The organism is Saccharospirillum sp. HFRX-2, assembly GCF_043196805.1.
Classification (GTDB): domain Bacteria; phylum Pseudomonadota; class Gammaproteobacteria; order Pseudomonadales; family Natronospirillaceae; genus Saccharospirillum.
Map to the genome: position 1 here is coordinate 83,047 of NZ_JBEBMU010000007.1, position 19,211 is coordinate 102,257.

General features: G+C 55.8%; 21 protein-coding genes. 6 read left to right on the top strand and 15 right to left on the bottom strand.

Annotated features, from left to right (window positions below; genetic code table 11):
• Window positions 1-89 precede the first annotated feature (89 nt).
• Together ABMA60_RS14505 and ABMA60_RS14510 are read left to right on the top strand one after the other, a co-directional pair.
• Complete coding sequence (locus ABMA60_RS14505; protein WP_392804368.1) at window positions 90-545, top strand: hypothetical protein; 456 nt, start codon at window positions 90-92, stop codon at window positions 543-545.
• A gap of 172 nt (window positions 546-717) precedes the next feature.
• Window positions 718-1,134, top strand: coding sequence for a TetR/AcrR family transcriptional regulator (locus ABMA60_RS14510; RefSeq protein WP_392804370.1), 417 nt, complete (start codon window positions 718-720; stop codon window positions 1,132-1,134).
• Here the strand turns inward: ABMA60_RS14510 and dinB are convergent.
• A complete protein-coding gene (gene dinB / locus ABMA60_RS14515) occupies window positions 1,045-2,160 on the bottom strand; it encodes a DNA polymerase IV (protein ID WP_392804601.1) in 1,116 nt (371 codons plus the stop codon). The genes ABMA60_RS14510 and dinB overlap by 90 nt on opposite strands.
• A gap of 432 nt (window positions 2,161-2,592) precedes the next feature.
• Between dinB and ABMA60_RS14520 the strand changes: the two genes are divergently transcribed.
• Entirely contained in the window at window positions 2,593-3,327 is a 735-nt protein-coding gene (locus ABMA60_RS14520; RefSeq protein ID WP_392804372.1) for a helix-turn-helix domain-containing protein, read from the top strand.
• Window positions 3,328-3,337: 10 nt separating this feature from the next.
• Here the strand turns inward: ABMA60_RS14520 and lipA are convergent, their stop codons facing one another.
• The 12 genes from lipA to ABMA60_RS14580 all read right to left on the bottom strand — a co-directional run bounded on the left by lipA (window position 3,338) and on the right by ABMA60_RS14580 (window position 14,321).
• On the bottom strand, window positions 3,338-4,327 hold the full coding sequence (gene lipA, locus ABMA60_RS14525) for a lipoyl synthase (RefSeq protein ID WP_392804374.1): 990 nt from the start codon (window positions 4,325-4,327) through the stop codon (window positions 3,338-3,340).
• A gap of 71 nt (window positions 4,328-4,398) precedes the next feature.
• Window positions 4,399-5,058 carry a lipoyl(octanoyl) transferase LipB gene (lipB, locus tag ABMA60_RS14530; protein ID WP_392804376.1) on the bottom strand — a complete coding sequence of 220 codons (660 nt, stop codon included), beginning with the start codon at window positions 5,056-5,058 and terminating at the stop codon, window positions 4,399-4,401.
• Window positions 5,058-5,330, bottom strand: a complete 273-nt coding sequence (locus ABMA60_RS14535; RefSeq protein ID WP_392804378.1) for a YbeD family protein — start codon at window positions 5,328-5,330, stop codon at window positions 5,058-5,060. Before ABMA60_RS14535 ends, lipB begins: the two co-directional genes overlap by 1 nt.
• Window positions 5,330-6,517: a D-alanyl-D-alanine carboxypeptidase family protein gene (locus tag ABMA60_RS14540; RefSeq protein WP_392804380.1), complete on the bottom strand. Its 1,188-nt coding sequence runs from the start codon at window positions 6,515-6,517 to the stop codon at window positions 5,330-5,332. The genes ABMA60_RS14535 and ABMA60_RS14540 overlap by 1 nt, the downstream gene beginning before the upstream one ends.
• Window positions 6,518-6,716: 199 nt before the next feature.
• Window positions 6,717-7,508: a septal ring lytic transglycosylase RlpA family protein gene (locus tag ABMA60_RS14545; RefSeq protein WP_392804382.1), complete on the bottom strand. Its 792-nt coding sequence runs from the start codon at window positions 7,506-7,508 to the stop codon at window positions 6,717-6,719.
• Complete coding sequence (mltB, locus tag ABMA60_RS14550; protein ID WP_392804384.1) at window positions 7,505-8,494, bottom strand: lytic murein transglycosylase B; 990 nt, start codon at window positions 8,492-8,494, stop codon at window positions 7,505-7,507. The genes ABMA60_RS14545 and mltB overlap by 4 nt, the downstream gene beginning before the upstream one ends.
• A 45-nt stretch (window positions 8,495-8,539) precedes the next feature.
• Window positions 8,540-9,670 (bottom strand): rod shape-determining protein RodA, encoded by a 1,131-nt coding sequence (gene rodA / locus ABMA60_RS14555; RefSeq protein ID WP_392804386.1) that lies wholly within the window; start codon window positions 9,668-9,670, stop codon window positions 8,540-8,542.
• Window positions 9,667-11,514: a penicillin-binding protein 2 gene (gene mrdA / locus ABMA60_RS14560; RefSeq protein ID WP_392804388.1), complete on the bottom strand. Its 1,848-nt coding sequence runs from the start codon at window positions 11,512-11,514 to the stop codon at window positions 9,667-9,669. Before mrdA ends, rodA begins: the two co-directional genes overlap by 4 nt.
• Before the next feature lie 45 nt (window positions 11,515-11,559).
• Window positions 11,560-12,027, bottom strand: coding sequence for a 23S rRNA (pseudouridine(1915)-N(3))-methyltransferase RlmH (rlmH, locus tag ABMA60_RS14565; protein WP_392804390.1), 468 nt, complete (start codon window positions 12,025-12,027; stop codon window positions 11,560-11,562).
• The gene (rsfS, locus tag ABMA60_RS14570; RefSeq protein ID WP_392804392.1) at window positions 12,024-12,401 is read right to left on the bottom strand and encodes a ribosome silencing factor; all 378 of its coding nucleotides are present in this window, start codon (window positions 12,399-12,401) and stop codon (window positions 12,024-12,026) included. Before rsfS ends, rlmH begins: the two co-directional genes overlap by 4 nt.
• 41 nt (window positions 12,402-12,442) lie before the next feature.
• Window positions 12,443-13,075 (bottom strand): nicotinate-nicotinamide nucleotide adenylyltransferase, encoded by a 633-nt coding sequence (locus ABMA60_RS14575; protein WP_392804394.1) that lies wholly within the window; start codon window positions 13,073-13,075, stop codon window positions 12,443-12,445.
• Window positions 13,068-14,321, bottom strand: a complete 1,254-nt coding sequence (locus ABMA60_RS14580) for a glutamate-5-semialdehyde dehydrogenase (protein WP_392804396.1) — start codon at window positions 14,319-14,321, stop codon at window positions 13,068-13,070. The genes ABMA60_RS14575 and ABMA60_RS14580 overlap by 8 nt, the downstream gene beginning before the upstream one ends.
• A 268-nt stretch (window positions 14,322-14,589) precedes the next feature.
• Between ABMA60_RS14580 and ABMA60_RS14585 the strand changes: the two genes are divergently transcribed.
• Window positions 14,590-15,942, top strand: coding sequence for a VTT domain-containing protein (locus ABMA60_RS14585; RefSeq protein WP_392804399.1), 1,353 nt, complete (start codon window positions 14,590-14,592; stop codon window positions 15,940-15,942).
• Here ABMA60_RS14585 and ABMA60_RS14590 read toward each other — a convergent pair.
• Together ABMA60_RS14590 and ABMA60_RS14595 are read right to left on the bottom strand one after the other, a co-directional pair.
• Entirely contained in the window at window positions 15,939-16,535 is a 597-nt protein-coding gene (locus tag ABMA60_RS14590) for an LON peptidase substrate-binding domain-containing protein (protein ID WP_392804401.1), read from the bottom strand. The genes ABMA60_RS14585 and ABMA60_RS14590 overlap by 4 nt on opposite strands.
• Before the next feature lie 54 nt (window positions 16,536-16,589).
• Window positions 16,590-16,826 (bottom strand): hypothetical protein, encoded by a 237-nt coding sequence (locus ABMA60_RS14595; RefSeq protein WP_392804403.1) that lies wholly within the window; start codon window positions 16,824-16,826, stop codon window positions 16,590-16,592.
• A 181-nt stretch (window positions 16,827-17,007) separates the two neighbouring features.
• Between ABMA60_RS14595 and ABMA60_RS14600 the strand changes: the two genes are divergently transcribed.
• Window positions 17,008-18,501: a helix-turn-helix domain-containing protein gene (locus ABMA60_RS14600; protein ID WP_392804406.1), complete on the top strand. Its 1,494-nt coding sequence runs from the start codon at window positions 17,008-17,010 to the stop codon at window positions 18,499-18,501.
• Window positions 18,498-19,166, top strand: coding sequence for a septum site-determining protein MinC (gene minC, locus ABMA60_RS14605; protein ID WP_392804408.1), 669 nt, complete (start codon window positions 18,498-18,500; stop codon window positions 19,164-19,166). The genes ABMA60_RS14600 and minC overlap by 4 nt, the downstream gene beginning before the upstream one ends.
• The last annotated feature ends 45 nt before the right edge of the window (window positions 19,167-19,211 follow it).

The window sequence follows — 19,211 nt, forward strand, 5'->3', positions numbered from 1 at the left end:
TTTATGTCTGCAATTTATGCACAACGCCATCGGCATACATTTTGCGATAGCACTCTGCAGCGGCATGATTTGTAGCAATGGAGATCGGTATGAGCCTCAGCCTGCAAGGCCTGGAACGCTACCAGGCGCACCAGCAACTCAGTCATCTGGACACCCCGAACAAGGCGGCTGAAGCAGGTAAGACAGCGGAAAACACATCCAGCGACGAGTTGGCCGATGACGATGTATCGTTCAGCGACGGCATCATCATTATGGAGTGGATTGCCGGTAACAGCCCCAACCTGTCCGTTACCAGCGGCAATGAAGCGGCCAATCTTAGCCGGCTGTCCGAGCGGCTGCTGCGCTATGACCTGATTTCCGTGCCCGAAGCCGGACGGCTGATGAGTCTGGCCGCACCGGCAGAACAAAAAACCACACAACCAACCGTGCTCACCGAGCAGATTCTGCATAGAGTCGAGAACAGCGAAACCCGCTCCGAACGCCAGCAATGGCAAAAACTGGGTCGGTTAGTCAGCACGCTCAGCGCAGCCCAACAAATGCAGTAAGCGGTTTTTTAACCACTTCAGAACGCTGAAACAGCCCATCCAACGAATACGTCCAAGCCGAGTATGGCGCTGTTTGCGCAGCGCTTTACAAAACAACACGAAGCGAAATTTAGCGACCGGTGAAATCCACTGCTAGATTTTAAAACGCTGTTTACTCGGACGTATTCACGCCATGATAAAGAAAGAAAACATTCTCGAATCGGCACGCAATGTCTTATCCCAACAAGGCATCACCAAACTATCGCTGCGCAAAATCGCTGCGGAAACCGGTTGCGCGGCGCCCTCTATTTATTATTACTTCCGCAATAAGCAGGAAATTGTGGCTGGACTGTGGGAAGCCATAGCGCCCGACCTGTTGCGACAACTCAGCAACCCGGCCAGCTATGATACGGCTTACAGTGACTTCTGGTTGCAACGCCCGGACGACTTCAAGCTGTTTATAACCCAGGCTGAGTACTACCCCTACGTGTCTCAGACAGCGGCTTATCAGCGACTGCGTTCATTGCTCGGCGAGCGGCTCCCTGAGCTCAATGGACGACTGATGGACCGCATCTACACCACCACTGGTCAAACCTTCGAACAAGGCTAATTGCTGGTTCAATGCCTGGTCGGTAAAACGCACGCCCAAACCCAGCAGACGGACCGGCTCATCCCGACGCTGCCAGGCTTCGCTCAGCAGCGTCCGGAAAGACGCCACGGTGACCGGCATAGCGCGCTCCACCGTGGTTTTCTGGAACGACCGGAAGCGCATTTTCAGGAACACCCGGCCGATGCCGCCGCGCTGCGACCGCTTGGCCAGGCGTCCCTGCAATTCGTCAAACAAGACCACCAGCTGTTGCTGGCAGCTTGCTTCATCGGGTAAATCGGTTGGATAGGTGTGTTCGACACTGAGCGACTTGGCATAACGTTCGGTACGCACCGGCCGCTCATCCTCACCACGCGCCAGCTGATAGAGGCGCGGCCCGAAACGACCAAAGCGATCCACCAGCGTCATCAACGAAGCCTGTTGCAGATCACCACAGGTTCGAAACCCCAACTGATGCATGCGTTCAGCGGTTTTCTGTCCAACCCCAAACAATCGCTCAACCGGCAGCGCCTGTACAAACTCAGCGACCCTATCCGGGGTGATAACACAGAGACCGTCGGGCTTGTTCCAGTCCGAAGCGATCTTAGCCAGATACTTGTTAGGGGCGACACCCGCGGAGACGGTAATGCCCAGTTCGCGCTTGATTTCAGCACGCAGGTGTTCGGCCAGACGAGTCGCACTGCCAGCAAAGGCCGAGCTCTCCGATACATCCAGAAAAGCTTCGTCGAGCGACAAGGGTTCGATCTGGTCGGTATAGCGCATGAAAATGGCGCGCATCTGGTGGGAAACAGAGCGGTAAACGTCGAAACGCGATGGTTGGATGATTAACCCGGGACACAAAGACCGTGCCCGCGCCGTCGGCATTGCCGAGCGAACACCAAAGGCCCGGGCTTCATAGTTGCAGGTCGACAGCACGCCTCTGGGTCCCTGCCCGCCCACGGCCACAGGCTGGCCGCGCAACTCGGGAAAATCACGCATTTCCAGCGCCGCATAATAACAATCGCAATCGATGTGGATAATCTTCCGCAACGCCAAAACCGTCGCCTCACTGCCGCTTTACCCGCCGGCACAATATACTGTATATAATCACAGCATTCCAGCGACAGCGGACGGTCAAAACCACGCATAAAGCCCCGTCCGCAGTGAATACGGACGAGAAAGGGGGTCGAAGAAGTTACTGGAGGGGTATAGCAGAAGAGACTCGGAGCAACAGTCGAAAGTGTTGGCCTTCCCGGCCGGATCCCTGCTCTATCTATGGATATCACTTCCCTGTGAAGGCGCCAGACTCCCTTCAGCGCTCAATGATATTCTGCAATGGCTCAGGGTGATGGTACAGTCACAAAGGTAGCCAAAATAACGACAAAAAACGCCATGTTTGTAGCTCAAGCGTCAGCCACTGAAGTTTTCCAGATGCCGGTTGGAGGCCCACCTGACTACAATGTCCTGGAAGAGGGACTGGCTGTGCAAATCGGTCAGAATTTGCGCACGGTACGCAGTTATCTGGGGTTGGGTCAGCGTGACCTAAGCGAACGGATACAGGTATCGCTCAGTCAGTACCGCAAATACGAAGCCGGACAAGACTTCCCCCGACTGCACTCAGCCCTGCTGTGGTCACTGGAAACCGGAATACCGACACACTGGCTGTTTTATGGCACGCGCTATCAGCAATGGTTGAAGTTGCCATTCAAACCCGCCTGGATTCCGGTGCTCTATTTCGTGAATCGCGCCCCGGACTGGGCACTGGAGGCGTTGAATTCGGTGCTGAAAGGCTTGTTGCACGAATACGATGCAACCGACAATCCTTTCGCAAGCCTGGCGGAGTTACGCAGCAGTCTCAGCCATCAGCTGTTACGTGATCCTTATTACCGAGCCATAGCGGAAAAGTTGCGTGACTTCCGCCTTGCCAGGGGTACCTCGCAAGAAGAAGTTGCCCGATTGATGGGCGTGTCGATGGCGGCTTATCGTAAATACGAAACACCCGAACTGTGCCCGCACTACAGCATCAATCTGATCATGCGCTTCTGGATGGCAACCGGTACCAGCCCGCTGGAACTATCAACGGAAACACCGGTATACCTTTATCGGCACATTCAAAATAATAATTTTGCGGTGTTATTGCCCTGGCTAGAGCGCTTGGATGAGGCGGCTTTGGCCCAGGTCAACGAGGTGTCCCGGGCCTTGGCAGGATCGACTTGAACTCAGGCGTTCAACCCAAACCAACGTTGTTTTTCTGCAATACCTGTTCGGCCCGATAGCTGGAACGGACAAAGGCGCCAGAGACGACTTCCAGGAAGCCGCGCTCCAATCCCCATTGACGGTATTTCTGAAACTCTTCCGGCGTGACATAACGCTCCACCGGCAAGTGGTTCAGTGAGGGTTGCAGATACTGTCCGAAGGTAACGATATCCACACCGATGGCTTTCAGATCATCCAGTGCTTCGATGATTTCGTCTTCGGTTTCACCCAAACCCAGCATCAGGCTGGTTTTGGTCAGCACTTCCGGCTTGTAGCGTTTGGCGTGTTCCAGCACGGCCAGGGTTTGCTCGTAGCTGGCACGGGGGTCGCGCACCGGATGCGTCAGGCGGCGCACGGTTTCAACGTTCTGGGCAAAGACTTCGATGCCGGAATCCACCACCACTTCGACATCCGATAACTTACCTTGAAAATCCGGTGTCAGCGCTTCAACCGCGGTTTCCGGGTTAACTTCCTTAACCCGCTTAACGGTCGCCGCATAGTGAGCCGCACCACCGTCCTCAATGTCATCGCGGTTAACCGAGGTCAGCACGATGTAATTCAGACCCATCAGCGCAACTGACTGAGCGGTGTTCTCGGGCTCTTCCGGATCAAGCCAGCCATGGGAATTGCCAGTGTCGACCGCGCAGAATTTGCACGCCCGGGTGCAGACATCGCCCATCAACATGATGGTGGCGGTACCGGCGCTCCAGCACTCGCCGATGTTGGGACACATGGCTTCTTCACAGACGGTGCTCAGCCGATATTCTTTAACGATGCCCTTCACCGCTTCGTATTCCGGCCCGGTCGACAAGCGCACCCGTAACCATTCCGGCTTGCGCTCCGTATTACGGCGCGCTTCTTTGTGCGTCTTGATGCCGTTTTTGATGGCCGTTACGCCGTTGTGATTAACGAACTTACGACCACTTTCGACTTGGACAACGGGGATGCGGTTTTCACTCATATTGGCGGGCTCACTGCTGTGAAACGGCGGAAGCTAATGATAACAACGCTGGGACGGCTAAGCGACCGGCTTCAACCAGCCTGGCGTTGTGACAGTTCGGGGTGGTGCCACTGGGGTAGCAAATCGAGGCGCTGACAGAACAATTCAACCCAACGGCGTTGCACAAGGTCGCGATCAACAGCGATGTCGAAATCGGCCATCTGGGTCATCTGCATGCCCTGATAGCCACAGGGATTGATGCGACCGAAGGGCTCCAGGTCCATATCCAGATTAAGCGCCAGACCGTGGTAGCTGAAGCCGCGCTTGATGCGCAGTCCCAGTGAACAGATCTTGCGTTCGCCGACATAGACACCCGGCGCATCGGGTCGCGCCGCCGCAGCGATACCGAACTCAGCCAGAACATCGACGATGGAATCTTCCAAAGCCGACACCAGGCGTCGAACGTCGCTGCCCAGACGCTTCAGATCCAACATGACGTAGGCCACCAACTGACCTGGGCCGTGATAAGTTACCTGACCACCGCGATCCGCCTGCACCACCGGAATGTCACCGGGCATCAGCAGATGTTCAGCCTTACCGGCCTGACCCTGAGTAAATACCCGATCATGCTCAACCAGCCAGATTTCATCCTGACTGCCCGCTTCGCGCTGCTCGGTGAAGGCCTGCATGGCATGCCAGCTGGACTCATAGTCAGTGCGGCCCAGATCACGAATCAGCACCTTGGCGGTCATCAGATCACCATCTTGACGCGATCGTCGGATTTCAGCACCTCAAACAGCTCACTCAGGTGCACCTCTTGCTCGACCCGCATAAAGACGGTCAGGCTTTCGAAACGACCATTGCGACTGGGTTTGGAGGTAAAAGACTCCAGTGTTAAGCGGCTGTCATAGCGCACCAACACCTGATGTACGAAGTCGCGCAGCGCGACCTCGGCATCTCCGACGACCTTGATCATATAGTCGTCACAGGGAAATTCGATTTTAGGCGCTTCAGGTTGGGACACTATTCACCATCACCACTAAAGAGATTAAAGAAGAACAATAGAATATAGTCCCAAATCCGCGCAAAGAAACCGGCCGATTCTACCGGCTCCAAAGCCAGCAACGGCCGCCGCGCCACCTCTTCACCGTTCTGACGCACCACCACTTCACCCAATACCTGGCCGGTCTGGATCGGCGCCTTAATCACCGGATTGATGTTCAGCACGGTGGTCAAACCACTTTCGGCACCACGCGCTATGGTCAGCCGCATATCACTGTCCAGCCCCAAATTGACCTGGTCAGCCTTACCGGCCCAGACCCGGGCTTCATAGAGTGAGGTGTTGGCTTCATGCAACTGAGCGGTCTGGAAATAACGGAATCCATAAGCCAGCAACTTTTGCGTTTCCTGACTGCGCGCCTCATCGGAACTGGTGCCCATGACCACACTGATCAAACGCATGCCGTCCTGAGCGGCCGATGCGGCCAAACAATAACCGGCCTCTTCGGTATGACCTGTTTTCAAGCCATCCACACTCGGATTACGGCCCAACAATGAATTTCGGTTGGATTGGGTAATGCCGTTATAGGTGAAATTGCGTTCCGCGTAGAGCGGATAGTACTCAGCATTGTTATAGATGATGGCACGCGACAGGATGGCGATATCCCGCGCCGATGAATAATGTTCGTCCGATGGCAGGCCTGTGGCGTTCTCGTAATGAGTCTGCGTCATGCCCAGTCGTTGCGCATAGGAATTCATCATCTGCGCAAAATTGGTCTCGCTGCCGGCAATGTGCTCCGCCACAGCAACAGAGGCATCGTTACCTGACTGAATAATAATGCCGCGCAACAGGTCTTCCATGGAGACATAACGGCCTTCCTGGATAAACATTCGCGAGCCACCAGTCTGCCAGGCATTCACACTGACCAGGGTTTCATCATCCAGATTCATACGACCTTCGATGATTTCGCGCTCGGCGATATAGCTGGTCATCAGCTTGGTCAGACTGGCCGGTGGCAGGCGCTCATCAGAATTTTCATCAACGATCACCTGTCCGGTTGCGGCATCCATCAGAATATAGGACGAAGCGGCCAATTGCGGCGGAGCCGGAATAATGGGTTCGGCCTGAAGCGGGCTGGCGATGCTGGTGAGAAAGGCGAGGCAAACAGATGCAACGATGACGACACGGGGTTTGAAACGACGTTTCAACACGAACACTGTCCTTATATCCAAGATGGCTGGTTTTAGTGAGGTAATGAGGCCCGCCCAAAAGGGCGACACCGGCCGCAGGCCGGCATTGTACCAAGGCGACCAGTAAAATCACCTTGGTGGTTGTAAGCTAAGTGAAAGTGTAAGCGAAGTGAAAGGACGCGACTTGGTTGGCCACAACCAATCAGTTAGCGACAACCACTCAGTTAGCTACAACCAGGAGGGGTCGACCGAGCTCCGGACTGGTTAGTTGTTGTTGCAATTCCAGCGCCCGTTCGTACTGAACCGGTCCGATGCGCACCCGGAACAAGTCACTTTGATCAATCATCACGCTATCGCCGACCTGACTGGACAGCCGATCACGCAAGGCCTCGGCCGAAGGTCGCTCGCTAAACGCACCTAACTGCACAAAGTAGGACGGCTGATCCATCGACGCTTCATGCAAAGCCTCAACCCGCACTCGCGCCGTACCTTTATGGACGTAGTCGAGCTTCACTGCTCCGGCGTAGGATAAATCAATCACCCGCCCCGGATGGAAGGGGCCGCGATCATTCACACGCGCGATGATGCTCTTGTTGTTCTCAAGATTGGTGACACGAACCCAGGTCGGCAACGGCAGCGAACGATGTGCCGCGCTGATCTGATACATATCGAAGACTTCGCCGTTGGAGGTGGTGTGGCCATGGAACTTGGCGCCATACCAAGACGCCAAGCCTTCCTCGACATACTGATCGGCACTGGCCAGAACATGATACTGACGGCCATTAACGGTATAGGGACTGGCGTTGCCGCGCGGGCTCAGTGGTTCAATGCGCGGCGTCGGAATAACAATATCCTCAGCGCTTAACGCCTGGGTATGATCCGGCCCTCTATCCTGACTGATCGAATAGCGACCGGCGTTGCTTTGCTGGGCCACACCAGAACTGTATTGCGTTGAACAGCCCGCCAGCACCAACATGCCAGCCAGGATCAGCAGGCGTAGCGCCGCCATCATTGAGCCCCTTCCTGTACCGCCAAGCGTAATTCCTCTGACAACTGATACACCGCCATGGTGTATACGATGGAACGATTGTAACGCGAAATAATCCAGAAATTACGATAGCCGAGCCAAAATTCCGCGCCCTGCTCACCATCCAAACGGATCGGATGTACCTGAGCATCATCAGCGAGCGCTTCAAGCGGCTCCCAGCCCTGACGGCGGACGTCGATCAAATCCTGATCCCGATCAAAGCTGTTCATTTTAACGTTCTGGTAGTTGCCACTGACATGCGCCCGGGTCGCAACAATCTGCCCCCGACGCCAGCCGTGCTCACCCAGGTAATTGGCCACCGAACCAATGGCGTCGATCGGATCGTTCCAGATATCGATATCGCCATCCTCATCCAGGTCGACCGCATAGGCCAGATAACTGGATGGCATAAATTGCGGATAACCCATGGCACCGGCATAAGAACCGTTGACCGATCGCGGCGCAAAACCCTGGTCACGGCTGATGCCCATAAAGTTGATCAATTCACGTTGAAAGTAGTCGGCACGACGTCCTTCAGTAACCGCCAAAGTGCCTAAAGCATCAAAGGTTCGGTGTTGCCCGAGGTATCCACCAAAGCGGGTTTCCACCCCGATGATGGCCGCAATCACCGAAGGCGGCACACCGGTTTGGGCTTCCGCCTTAGCCAGCCAGGAGGCCTGCTCAACCATAAAACGCTGACCGTTTTCGATCATCGCCTCGGTAATAAACATGGGACGGTATTGATGATAAGCCTGAGTGCGTTCTGCCGGGTTGGCTAAGGATTCAACGTTACGTTCGAGGTATTCACCTTCAGCAAAAAGGCTTTCCATTTCAGCGCGGTCAAAACGATACTCTGACACCAGAGTATCGATGACTTCACGGCTAAGAGGATGGTCAATCAAGCTATTGGCGTGTACTGCAGACACGCTGACCGAACCGATCAGCAACAGGCGGCAGGTGGTTCTGAACATTGGTATTCCTTCTGGTCGGGCCCCGCCGCTGGCGGAGCGTTCAGCCTAACGTGGATGGGTACTGATCGACATCAGTACGCCGAACCCGGCCAGGAGCGTTACGATGGACGTACCGCCGTAACTCACCAGCGGCAAGGGTACACCGACCACCGGTAGGATGCCGCAGACCATGCCGATATTTACAAAGACGTAAATAAAGAAAGTTAATGTCAGGCTGCCGGCCAACAACCGACAGAAATTATCGCGACCGCGCACCGCGATTAACATGCCGCGCAACAGCACCCAACTGTAGGCTGCCAGCAGCAACAGCAGACCCACAAAACCAAGTTCTTCACCGAGCACCGCGACGATAAAATCGGTGTGACTTTCCGGCAGAAAATCCAATTGCGATTGAGTGCCGAGCATATAACCCTTGCCCTGCAAACCACCGGAACCAATGGCAGTAATCGACTGAATGGTGTTCCAACCGGCGCCGAGCGGATCCGACTCTGGATTAAACAAGGTCAGCACGCGCTGGCGTTGATATTCGCGCATGCCGTATATCCACAACACCGGCAACATGGCGACGGTCAGCGAGAACAACGCCAGGATCAGTTTCCAACTCAGGCCCGCCAAAAAGATAACGAAGACACCGGAAGCAGCGATCAGCAAGGCAGTTCCTAAATCCGGTTGTTCAACAATCAGCGCCACCGGCACGGCCAGCAGAATGACCGACACAAACAAATGCCGATACTTCGGCGGTACGCCATAGCGCGACAGATACCAGGCCAGCATGATCGGCAACGCCAGCTTCATGATTTCAGCCGGCTGAAAACGGAACAATCCCGGTATCGTTAACCAGCGTTGCGCGCCCATGGCGTGAGTACCGAGCATGGGAACCGCTGCCAACAGCGCGACACCGATCAAGAACAACCCCAGACTCCAGCGCTGGAAAAAATTCGGGTCAAACTGCGCCACCACTAACAGCACGCTAAAACCGACACCCAAACGCACCATTTGGCGCAAAACGACATCCCAATTACCGCCGGTGGCGCTGTATAAAACGAACAGCCCGCTGCCACAGATCAACAGCAAGCCGAATAACAAATAAGGATCGAGGTGTAGGCGCAGCCATAGACTGCGCGGCCGATCCATACGGTGATCCGGACTGAGGCGAACGGAATCCATCAAGCTCATGAGTTCGACTCCAGTCCCAGATAATAATCAAACAACTGGCGCACAATCGGCGCAGCAACACCACTACCGCCGCCACCGTTTTCAACCAATACCGCCACGGCAATCTTGGGGTTTTCCAGTGGTGCAAAAGCGTTGAACCAGGCGTGATCCTGGAAGCGGTCAGGCACGTCTTCCACCGCATTGCCGTCTTCATCACGCTCAATGGCGATCACCTGAGCAGTACCGGATTTTCCGGCCCATTGATAGCTGGCACCCAGACCTGAACCGCGCCCTGTGCCTCTGTTACTTTGCACCACTTCGTGCATGGCATTGTGCATCCGGTCCCAGTTAGTTTCGTCGTTAAGCACAACATCCGCCGGCGGCTCTGGGATGTCGTCCAGCAGCTCACTGTCGTTGCTGTAACGCAACAACCGGGGCGTAACCCAATGGCCTTTATTGGCCATCACCGCTGTGGCAACCGCCAACTGCATCGGCGTGGTCAGCATGTAACCCTGGCCAATACTGAGGTTAATGGTGTCACCGGCATACCAGGCAAAACCATGGCGATCCTTTTTCCAGTCCCGGGTCGGATTGATACCGGGTTCGGGGTTGTAGACGTCGGCCGTGGTAACGCGACCAAAACCAAACTGATCCAAGGTATCGTGAATGGTTTCGAGCTTCATTTTGTAGGCCAGCTCGTAAAAATAAACGTCACAGGATTCGGCAATGGCAGTGGTCATATCGACCTCTCCATGCCCACCGCGAAGCCAGTCACGATAAATCCGGTCATCATTCGGCAGCTGGAACCAGCCCCGGTCATTGATACTGTAATCCCAGGTAACAAAGTTCTGATCGACCCCGGCCAGACCGATAAACGGTTTGATGGTCGAAGCCGCCGGATACTGACCACGAATGGCGCGGTTCAGGAAGGGTTTGTCTTCGGAGGCTCGCAAGGTGTTGTACAGATCCAGAGGGAAACCCGACACATAGAGATTGGGATCGAAACCCGGCTGACTGACCATGGCCAGAATGCCACCGGTTTCCGGTTCGATGGCAACAATAGCGCCACGGCGATCGCCCAATAATTCCACCGCTTTCTGTTGCAGACGGCGGTCCAGATACAGATGCAGGTTGGCACCGGGTTCGGGCGCCTGGCGCTCCATCACACTCAGAATCCGGCCACGCGCGTTGGTTTCCACCCGTTGAAAGCCTGGCGAACCCAGCAAGGCCGATTCGTATTCCCGCTCCACACCCTGCTTTCCAATATAGCGGGTACCGGCATAACGCCCCAGATCGACCGAGCGTAATTCTTCTTCGTTAATTCGCCCGACGTAACCCAACACATGGGCAAAGGCGTCGCCATAGGGGTAGTGGCGAATCAATTCGGCCTGCACCTGTATGCCTTCAAGAAACACCCGATTTGCGGCCAGAATGGCGATCTCGCGCTCATTCAAATTAAGCTTCAATGGGATGGGTTCAAAAGGACGGCGATAAGATGACAGCCGCTGATAGAAACGCTCTTTCTGATCGTCGGTGATGTCCACCATCTCGCTGACCTGTTGCATCAGCGCATCGATATCTTGCGTGCGTTCCACCACCACACTGAGCGTATAGCTGGGCTGGTTGCGCGCCAGCAGATCGCCGTTGCGGTCGTAAATCAGACCACGCGTCGGCGCAATCGGCAGTACTTCAAGACGATTGTTTTCCGAACGCGCTACGTGCTGTTCGTTCTCAATGATCTGCAAGTAAAACAGACGAGCGATCAGAATCAGCAACATCAGGCAGATAATAATCGCTGCCGCCGACATCCTGTTTAAAAACAACCGCCGTTCCTGTTCGCGATTGTCGAGTGATGTATTCAACATGGGCGGCTATTACTCATGACTGCCAAAGATCCGCTGAGGTTAGGATTACTTATGGTAAGGGTGGTTACGGGTGATGGTCCAGGCACGATACAGCTGTTCGCTCAACAGCACCCGCACTAACGGATGCGGCAAGGTCAAGGCCGACAGCGACCAACGCTGATCAGCACGAGCCAGACAACGCGGATCGAGGCCATCGGGTCCACCTACCAACAAGCTGATATCACGACCTTGCTGCCACCAGTTTTCCAACTGTCGGGCCAGTTCCGGTGTCGACCAGGCTTTACCTTCAACCGCCAGAGCCACCACCCAATCATCGGCGCGAATAGCCGCCAACATGGCATCGCCTTCCTGCGCCATCGCCTGTTCGACCGGGCGGTTTTTAGCGCGTTGGCCGAGCGCCAGCTCGACCCATTCCAGCGGCATTTCCGGCGGCAGACGTTTGCTGTATTCAGCGACGCCCTCTTTGACCCAGGCCGGCATTTTCTGACCTACAGCCAAAACGCGCAACTTCATTCAGACGATTCAGCGCTTTGCGGACCGGCGCCAGACCAGAGTCGTTCGAGGTCATAATAAGCACGCGTTTCCGGCAGCATGACGTGCAATACCAGATCGGTAAAATCGAGTAATACCCAGTCTGATCCAGCACCACTGCCTTCCTGAGCGCGGGCAATATAGCCTTGTTTTTTCAAATCTTCCGCCACGGAATTCACCACCGCCGTCAAATGACGTCGCGAGGTACCAGAGGCAACAACCAGGGTGTCCATCAGGCTGGTTTTCTCAGCCACATCGATCACCTGAACATCCTGTGCCTTGATGTCTTCGAGCGCTTCAATCACAGCTTCCAACAGGCCTTCCGGGTGGGCGTTGGCGGTTTTGGTTTCGGTCATGCGGTTTTCCAGTTGGCAATCTCGCAAGCAAGATTGACGATTCAATGAAAGGACGGACGGTACAAACCCGCCGTCTTGATGTAGTGATAAACCGGCGCGGGCAATTCTGCCTGCCAGTCCAAACGACCTCGACGGAGGCTGGTAGAGGATAGTTCCGAACCGGTCGCCGGGCCGGCCAGCCAACAGCCACCGTCCAAGTCCAGATCGCTGAGCTGTTCGACCTGGCGCAATGGCAGGTCAGGCACAGTAATGGCTTCGTTACCCCGAGGGAACACCCAAAAATGCGTGCAACGGATCAAGTCATCGACACCGTCCCAGCGAGCCAGCGAGGCAAAGGCATCGGCGCCCATGACGAAAACCCGACGCCAGGTCGGACATTCGTGTTGCAAGGCTGCCAGTGTATCGCGACTGTAGCTGGGACCGGGGCGATCCAGTTCACGGCGATCAATCACCAGGCGATCCACCTGATTCTGGGTTTGCGCCCAGGCCTGCAACATGGCCAAACGATCTTCGGGTGAGGCTTGAGCCGCCGCCTTTAACGCCGGTAACTGGCAGGGCACCAGGCGCAACTGGCTGACCTCGGTATTGGCCAACACCGTCTGGCACAGCCATTCATGGGTGCGGTGAAACGGATCGAAGGTGCCGCCGAATACGGCCATAAGCCGATTACTCACGAATCTGGCCATCTCCGAGCACGATGTATTTCTGAGACGTCAGCCCTTCCAGGCCAACCGGGCCACGAGCGTGAATCTTGTCGGTGGAAATACCGATCTCAGCACCGAGGCCATATTCGAAACCGTCGGCAAAACGGGTCGAGGCGTTAATCATGACTGAAGCGGAATCCACTTCGGTCAGAAAACGACGACCGTTGCTGTAGTTTTCGGTGACGATGCTGTCAGTGTGCTGACTGGAATAGGTGTTGATATGCTCAATCGCCTGATCCAAACCAGTGACCACACGCACCGCCAGAATCGGCCCCAGATATTCGGTTGACCAGTCCTCTTCGCTGGCTGCCTTGCAGTCGATCAGCGCCTGAGTCTGTTCACAGCCACGCAATTCAACACCCCGACTGACAAAGGCATCCGCCAGTGCCGGCAACAATTCAGCGGCGCGCGAGTGCGCCACCAACAAGGTTTCCATGGCGTTGCAGACACCATAGCGATGCGTCTTGGCATTGACGGCGATGGCGAGCGCTTTGTCCGCATCGGCGTCATCATCAATATAGACGTGGCAAATACCATCGAGATGTTTGATCACCGGCACCCGGGCGTCGCGGCTGATGCGTTCGATCAGGCCTTTACCACCGCGCGGCACAATAACGTCGACAAAGTCCGGCATGGTGATCAGTTCGCCTACAGCAGCGCGGTCCGTGGTTTCCACCACCTGCACCAGCGTCTCCGGCAAACCGGCAGCGGCCAGGCCGGTGCGAATACAACTCGCCAGCGCCTGGTTGGATTGAAGGGCTTCACTACCACCGCGCAAGATAACGGCATTGCCGGATTTGATGCACAGGCTGGCCGCTTCGATGGTCACATTGGGACGCGATTCGTAAATAATGCCGATCACCCCCAGCGGTACCCGCATTTTACCCACCTGAATACCACTGGGCCGGTAATTAAGATCGGTAATACCACCGACCGGATCCGGCAGGGCGGCGACTTGATGCAAGCCTTCAATCATGGCTTCCAGGCGCGCGTCGGTCAGTTCCAGACGATCCAGCATGGCCGCATCCAGGCCGCGTTCACGACCGCCAGCCAGGTCGGCCTCATTGGCGCGCTGCAAGGCCTGGCGCTGCTGCTTAAGCGCATCGGCAGTGGCCAGCAACGCCTGATTCTTAGTGCCGGTATTGGCTCGTGCCAGGGCACTGGCGGCGGCTCGTGCAGCACGACCAAGATCGTGCATATATTGGCTGATATTCATTAGGACGTTACTCTGGTTTGCGAAGGGTCGTTTCCGAACCCGCTTTACTAATTATCTTCTTGGTCGACGATAGTCCTGGCGCAAACACCCGCTGAGCTTGACAGTCCAGGATAACAATGCCGTCATTATAGCGACTAGAGCGACCCAATCACCACCCGGGCAACGCTTAGTAAAAGGATATTCATAGTGTAGCCCGCCCCCGGAACCTCGACTGAAGGTGGTTTAATCGGTCGCCGGAATCGTCGCTCGGATACTGTTAAGGACTCTCATGGCTGTTTGGTTACAAGCAAGTCCCTGGCTGATACTGGCAGCCATTTCTGCCACCGCTTTCATCGAATCCTTTGCACTGATTGGCATTATCGTACCCGGAGTGGTGCTGCTGTTCAGTCTGGCCGCACTCGCGCAAGGCAGCGGTATTTCAATCTGGCTCGTGCTTATTGCCGCCGGTATGGGTGCCAGCGCTGGTGATCTGTCGAGCTTTTTTATCGGTTATCGACTGCAGCACCGACTGGATCATCTGGGTTGGTTTCAGCGCCACCGTGAATGGCTGCGTGAAGGCGAGTGGTTTTTCCGTCGCTGGGGTTGGCTCAGTGTGTTGGTTGGCCGTTTCGTTGGCCCGCTGCGTCCTGTGGTACCGCTGATCGCGGGCACTTTGAATATGCCGCCGCGACAGTTCGTTTTGCTTTCCCTGGTTTCTGTCATGGCCTGGGCACCGGCTTATATGTTGCCTGGGTTTATTACCGGCGAGGTGGTCGAGCTGATGCAGCACCGCTCCCTGGCCGAACGCAGCCTGATTGTTATAGTAGCGCTCGCCGCCGCTGGACTGCTCGCCGTTATGGTGCTCTACCATCACTTTCACCCCCAACACCCCAAAGCCCTGCAACGCTGGCCCTGGTTAACCCGACTGTCACCCCGCCTGCCTTTCCCCGCTGTTATGCTGGCGCTGGCCGCCGGCAGCGCGCTGCTGTGGCTTATCCTCGCCCGGCCGCTGGTCTGGGATTCGCTGCTCAACCAGCAGGTTCCCATCTGGCGCAGCAGTTTTGCCGATGCTTTTTTTGTCGGCTTTACCTTGCTCGGTGACCCTCAGATTCTGGCTTTGACCGGTTTAATGTTCGCGTTCTGGTTTTTTCTGCAGGGTTTTTATTGGTTACCGGCGCAACTGGTGGTCACCATTGCGCTGGCTCAATGGGGGATTTTCCAACTCAAGTCATTTTTCCAGGTACCCCGTCCCACCTGGGTGGCCATCCTGCCGCCGGGAGATTCATTTCCTTCCGGCCACGCCTCAGGCTTTGCGCTCTATATGGCGCTAATGGCAGCAATCGCCAACGAAAGCCGACCGATGGAGCAACGCTGGCAACTCTATCTGCCAGCTGGGGTGATGATGCTGTTGATGGCGTTTACACGAGTCTGGCTGGGGGTGCACTGGTTATCCGACGCGTTGGCAGGTCTGGCGCTGGCATTATTCTGTGCAGCGGCCGGCCGCCTGGCTTATGCCCAGGTACGCACCCGGCGCTTTCATCTGCCTGGCACGGCCGCTTTTTGGTGGTTAATCCTGCTGACCTTCGTCGCCTATCTGGTGTTGAAGTTCCCTCAGGCAGTCCAAAATTACGCCTTAGGTTAAACGTCGATACCGGCCATATCCGACAACATTCGGTCGAGCTGCACGCAACGCTCGACCAGATCATCTTCGTCCAACAGCCGTTGCTTCATGCGCCGCTCCAACGGCAGCCAACCCATCAGTTGGTGCAGCGCGCTCAAGGGTCGCTGCAGATCGATACCCACCTGATTGGCCAGGTAAGGATGGTCGAGCAACGCATCCAGCAACGGCTGGTAATGTTGCTGCCAATCGGCAACGGCGTCATCGTCTGCGGTGGCCTCATCCAAAGGCTGTACCGTCCCCCACCAGAGTCCCGTGGCGTCTTTGTCGACCTGGGCAACCTGCACCCGACTCATCCCCGCAACAGTGATGCCCAGCAGACCATTATCGAGCTGACCGAAGTCGATAATCTTGCCCCAACAACCGATCACCTTATGACCGCGATCCGGCTCACCGAGCAGCACAACAAAACCGTCGTCTTCGCGCATGCACCGCGACACCATCATCAAATAACGTGGTTCAAAAATCTGCAGCGGCAAGGTGGCGTCGGGCAATAACAAAGCGTCCAGCGGAAACAACGCGCTGCGTTCGCCAGCACCAACCCGGGACTCGGACATCACGACCTCTCAACATCAATAACGGACCAGGGCCGACCTATACGCAGGGTAACGTCAGGCGGTTTCATCCAGGACGACAAAGGATAGAAAGGTCAGTACCAGAAAGGCAAACACTGCAAAAGGTGGAGACGGATTGAGCCAGACCAGGATCAGACCGAGCAGCCAAAGCCGCCGCACCCAGTCGACCTTGATTTGATGGCGGGCACTTTGCACCCGGCGCGAATGAGGCGTTTCCGGCAAGCGCCAGAAATGCCACCAACGCAATAAGCCCAAGCAACACCAATACCCCATAGCGACCCTCCTGCTGCCCGCAGACGGTGGCACGCTTGATTCAGCCTAGCTCAGCACAGCGACGGCTATGTTACGAAATGTTGCCGGGGTAAAGAGCCGTCATCCGGGTGTCACAATGGTTCACTTACGCCGAACGGGACTCTAAAATGCACGCCAACTTTCGCCAGCAGCGAACTTTTAGATGACGATCAATAGCGAGAGCCTGCGCTTTATTCTGGGCATTAAGGTCAAACAATACCGCCAGGCGGCGGGTTTATCGCTGAAACAACTGGCACAGCGTACCGAGCTGTCGATTTCCTATCTGAGCGAAATCGAGAAAGGCAAAAAGTATCCCAAGCCGGAAAAAATCATTCTGTTGGCCGACGCCCTGGGCAAGAGTTACGACGATCTGGTGTCAATGCAGCTGGATGAGGAACTGAATCCCATCACCGCCCTGCTCGACTCACCATTGTTCAAAGACTTTCCGCTGCAACAGTTTGGCATCGGCTTGTCTGATCTGTTTGACCTGGTCACCGATTCGCCCTCGAAGGCTGGGGCTTTTGTGCGCACCTTGCTGGAAATTGGCCGCGGTTACGATATGCAGGTCGAGCATTTCCTGCTGGCGGCGCTGCGTTCTTATCAAAAAATGCATCTGAATTATTTTGCCGAGCTGGAACAGCAGGCGCAGCAATTCCGCGCCGATCACCAGTTTTCTGCAGAGCAAAAGCTGGATCTGAATTGGCTGACGGAACGCCTAAACAACGATTATCGCTGCGCGGTCGAATACGACGATTTCGAGTCGCGCCCGGAACTGAATGGTTTGCGCTCGATCTGCGTGTCGCCACGCTTATTGGTGGTTAATCAACGACTGTCCAATCAGCAACGGCAATTCTTACTCGCCAAGGAACTCGGCTTTCGCTATCTGGCCATGGCCGAACGCTCGATGACCTCGTCGTGGATCAAGGTGGAATCCTTCGAGCAGGTGTTCAACAACTTTAAAGCATCCTATTTCGCCAGCGCGCTGTTGATTCCCGAAGCACCGCTGATTGAAGATCTGCGTGCCTGGCTGGCGCAGCCGCGTTTTGATGGCAACGCCCTGGTTAACTTGATGCAGCGTTACGACGCCACGCCGGAAATGTTTCTGTACCGGATGTCGCAACTGATGCCGCATCATTTTGGCCTGCATCAGATGCACTATATGCGTCTGCATAATCCGGCTGACAGCCGGCGCTACAACATCGCCAAGGAGCTCAACACCACCAATGTGTTTTCGCCACGCGGCTTTGGTCCGAACGAACATCACTGCCGGCGCTGGGTGGCGATGAAATTACTCGAAGAGGTCAGTGATCGTCAGCGCAGCGGCGAAACGCCGCAACTGCTGGTAGCCGCTCAACGCAGCCGCTTTATTCATCAAGATCAAACCTTTTTTAATTTTGCCGTGGTGCGTCCTCTGTCACTGGAACAAAACAGTAATACCGCCATGGCATTGGGGTTTTTAATCGACGATCGCTTCCGCGAACTAGCCGCCTTTTGGCGCGATGCAGACGTCCCAGAAATGGACGTCCATGAAAGTTGCGAGCGCTGTCCATTGACCGACTGCGACAGCCGCGCCGCCGAGCCCACCCTGCTGTTGGATCGTCAACACCAGCACGATCGCGAAGTGGCATTGCAAGACTATCTGGATCAATACGCATGAATACCGCCCTACCACTGCAAGTCCGCGCTCGTATGTTGCCGGTGCAACGACTGCGCATCGAGAGCCTGGATAAAACCGATCTCACCACCCGCCTGAGTGCCACCCTAAGCCAGGCGCCGGCGCTGTTTCAGCGCGCACCAGTGGCACTTGATCTGACTACAGTCATCGACCAGCTGGACGAAAGCAGACTGGACACACTGCTCAGCGAAGCGCGCGAGCGAGGCCTGGTCGTCTTTGCGCTGGCTGGCCCGAAAACCGCGCTACTGCCCTGGTGCGATCGCTATCATCTGGCCTGGCAGGATGAGCAGGACAAGCCTGCCAAAGCCCGCAATGCGAGCCCGGCGTTAAGCACGCAGGTAATCACCCAACCCGTGCGTTCCGGTCAGCAGATTTATGCGCGTGATGCGCACTTGCTGGTGATGAACCAGGTCAGTGCCGGCGCGGAAATCATCGCCGATGGCAATATTCATATCTTTGGTACGCTGCGCGGCCGCGCTCTGGCCGGCGTGCAGGGTCTCACCAGTGCCGAGATCGTCTGCCAGCAGATGGACGCCGATCTGGTCGCCATCGCCGGCGTGTACCGGGTACGTGATGATCTGCCGGAATCGAGCGGTGCTGCACGAATTTACCGTGTCGAAGACGAACTGAGGGTCGATTGCTACTGAAGCTTCGGCTTTTCCTTGGTAGTCTCTGGCACAGCAAGAAAGTAG

Excerpts from the sequence above, each read along its gene's own strand:
- ABMA60_RS14505 (WP_392804368.1), top strand. The coding sequence starts at position 90 with ATGAGCCTCAGCCTGCAAGGCCTGGAACGCTACCAGGCGCACCAGCAA.
- ABMA60_RS14510 (WP_392804370.1), top strand. The coding sequence starts at position 718 with ATGATAAAGAAAGAAAACATTCTCGAATCGGCACGCAATGTCTTATCC.
- lipA (WP_392804374.1), bottom strand. The coding sequence starts at position 4,327 with ATGAGTGAAAACCGCATCCCCGTTGTCCAAGTCGAAAGTGGTCGTAAG.
- lipB (WP_392804376.1), bottom strand. The coding sequence starts at position 5,058 with ATGACCGCCAAGGTGCTGATTCGTGATCTGGGCCGCACTGACTATGAG.
- ABMA60_RS14545 (WP_392804382.1), bottom strand. The coding sequence starts at position 7,508 with ATGATGGCGGCGCTACGCCTGCTGATCCTGGCTGGCATGTTGGTGCTG.
- mltB (WP_392804384.1), bottom strand. The coding sequence starts at position 8,494 with ATGTTCAGAACCACCTGCCGCCTGTTGCTGATCGGTTCGGTCAGCGTG.
- rodA (WP_392804386.1), bottom strand. The coding sequence starts at position 9,670 with ATGAGCTTGATGGATTCCGTTCGCCTCAGTCCGGATCACCGTATGGAT.
- mrdA (WP_392804388.1), bottom strand. The coding sequence starts at position 11,514 with ATGTTGAATACATCACTCGACAATCGCGAACAGGAACGGCGGTTGTTT.
- rlmH (WP_392804390.1), bottom strand. The coding sequence starts at position 12,027 with ATGAAGTTGCGCGTTTTGGCTGTAGGTCAGAAAATGCCGGCCTGGGTC.
- rsfS (WP_392804392.1), bottom strand. The coding sequence starts at position 12,401 with ATGACCGAAACCAAAACCGCCAACGCCCACCCGGAAGGCCTGTTGGAA.
- ABMA60_RS14580 (WP_392804396.1), bottom strand. The coding sequence starts at position 14,321 with ATGAATATCAGCCAATATATGCACGATCTTGGTCGTGCTGCACGAGCC.
- ABMA60_RS14585 (WP_392804399.1), top strand. The coding sequence starts at position 14,590 with ATGGCTGTTTGGTTACAAGCAAGTCCCTGGCTGATACTGGCAGCCATT.
- ABMA60_RS14590 (WP_392804401.1), bottom strand. The coding sequence starts at position 16,535 with ATGTCCGAGTCCCGGGTTGGTGCTGGCGAACGCAGCGCGTTGTTTCCG.
- ABMA60_RS14595 (WP_392804403.1), bottom strand. The coding sequence starts at position 16,826 with ATGGGGTATTGGTGTTGCTTGGGCTTATTGCGTTGGTGGCATTTCTGG.
- ABMA60_RS14600 (WP_392804406.1), top strand. The coding sequence starts at position 17,008 with ATGACGATCAATAGCGAGAGCCTGCGCTTTATTCTGGGCATTAAGGTC.
- minC (WP_392804408.1), top strand. The coding sequence starts at position 18,498 with ATGAATACCGCCCTACCACTGCAAGTCCGCGCTCGTATGTTGCCGGTG.